General features: G+C 54.9%; 1 protein-coding gene. It reads right to left on the bottom strand.

Translation table 11 applies throughout. The features are described from left to right. Nucleotides 1–1,409: 1,409 nt before the first annotated feature. On the bottom strand, nt 1,410–2,267 hold an 858-nt coding region (locus AC2FH8_RS20560; protein WP_496690632.1), incomplete at its 5' end, for a ShlB/FhaC/HecB family hemolysin secretion/activation protein.

The raw sequence follows: 2,267 nt of genomic DNA on the forward strand, positions 1-2,267 counted from the left end.
ACGGCACAGCGCGGGCAAAGCTGACTTTGCAAAGTTGCCGTTCAAAGTTTCGCTTGCCTAATTTGACCGGCCCAGATGGTCAGAGGCTCTTCGTGGAAGTGCGGCACTTTCGATTGTTGGCCTATTCGAAGCAAATTTAGGTACGGAGCATTGTCGGGCTACGTCAGCCAACGTAAACGCCAGGGAATAAGGGCAATACGAAATCCAATTAACCAGATGACAATTGACGAACTTTTGGTCGATTAATCTCATTGTTTGAGCAAAACCTACCCAGCGAGCTTCAGCGCTGCTTTCGTTTGACCGAGATAATGCATCCGGAATGCTTCGGGTGCCGTGCTGGTACATCACGAGCCATCGCATCCACATTTCCAAGGTGTCGTAGTGCCCCGCTGTTCAGCAACACGCCGCGCCCGGCATCATACCGACGTTGCCCAAATCCGCTGGCAACGCATTCCCAGTTTTCCTTGGCCGCTGCGCTGCGGAACCTCGGCAGGTCGTGCGGGTCATGCCGTCCAGGAGTTGCTGCGACGTGATCGTGTTTCTTAGAATTACGTTGGTGGGTTAAATGGTGGGTCACTTGTGTTGTGCCGGGTTGCTGAACAGTACCGGTTGTCGGCCTCGGCTTTGGGCGCATGATTGTCACGACGCCTTGTGGCTTCGGATGTCCTGGGACGGCCACGTGAGTTGCCGTAGGTTTTGGTGTCAACTGTGGAACCTGGCCAGGAACCGCGGTGGGAACCTGATTGGGGGTTGCGGTTGGGACAAGCGGTGGCGTCGCTGTAGTGCCGCTGGGTTGCGGAACACGACCAGGAACTGCGACTGGTATTTGGTTTGGTGTCGCGGTGGGCACAAGTGGCGGCACCGCTGTTGGGCCGGTAGGTTGAGGCGGAACCTGGCCAGGGATAGCTATCGGAACTTGATTGGGAGTTGCAGTCGGAACTTGCGGCGGCACCGCGGTAGGCCCGGTAGCCAATGGCGGAACCTGATTTGGAACAGCTGTCGGAACCCGGTTTGGAGTCGCATTTGGAGTCAAAGGCGGAGCTAGGGTCGGCGCTACTACCGGCGTGGGAACCTGACCGGGAACCGCTATTGGTGTCGCGATAGGAACCTGACCGGGAATTGCGTTCGGAACCGCGCCCGGCGCAAGGACTGGAACAGTAACGGATGTGGGCGTTTGCTGCGTTCCCTTAGGCGGCAACTGATTTGCTACCGGCTGAGTTGGGCCGGTAATTTGATTCCCTGTTCCTTGCCCACCGGCCTGCCCGCATCCTTGGCTTGACTGGTGAAGATTCCCCACGCCACGGCACCACCCGTAGTGATTTCCGCCGGCAAAGACCTGAGTAGCGGCCAGTTCTGCAATTAGACAAGTTGCGGTAAGTACAGCAATTCGGTTCAGTTTCATAACATCCTCACCAACTTGTTGTCAGAGCAAGATACGCGCCAGGATCGCCTGAGTCGGTCAACGGACCGTCTCTCAAAGGGACACCTACATATCCGGACAGGAATAGATTTTGCTTAAACTCAATGTCCAACCCAAGACCTGTCGATGCCAGTGTAGCATTGTCAACTTCAAAACTCGCAGGGTCATTGTTCGAGATGTAACCCACGTCGAAAAAGGCAAAGGGCGTTAAGCGATGTATGCTCTGGGAACTGGGGAAGTAGGAATGAGACACTTCGAAAATCGCGGAAATCCCGGAATCACCATCCACTTCGTCAAAACGATATCCGCGCAAAGCATAACGATCACCAAGGAAGTACTCTTCGACAGAGGGCAGCCGGTCTGTTGTGTACTGCCCCCAAATCTCGGTGCGCCAAGCTGTGTTGGGCGACAAGCCCGTTAGTGGGCTTTCGTATCCGATGCCGCCTCGTAGATGCCAGAACGAAGAGTCCCCGTCGTCAAAATTCGCGTCTGTCGTGTCGTTGTCATTGTCACCAAAAGATAAGGTTAGCCCCGCTTCCAGAGCTTGTCCCTTTGGATAGTTTTGCCCGTAAAGATATGTAAGGCCAACGACACTCGCGTCACTGGATAGTGGTACGCCACCACTGACTGAATCCGCTTTTGAAAGGCGATAGTCCAGCAGAAGATATCCATAACGGGCCACATCTCGGATCACGGGGTAACCCATCGCGACTGTGAAGTTCTCGCCGTCAATATCTGTTCTCGCAAAGTCCCCTGAGAGGTCACGTTTTGCGTTTATGTTCCCGTAGAAGATCTCACCGTACAGACCATTGCTGTTCAGCGGCGTGCGATAGGTAAGAGCGCCCCA

This window comes from Ruegeria sp. CDSC025 (genome assembly GCF_059610805.1).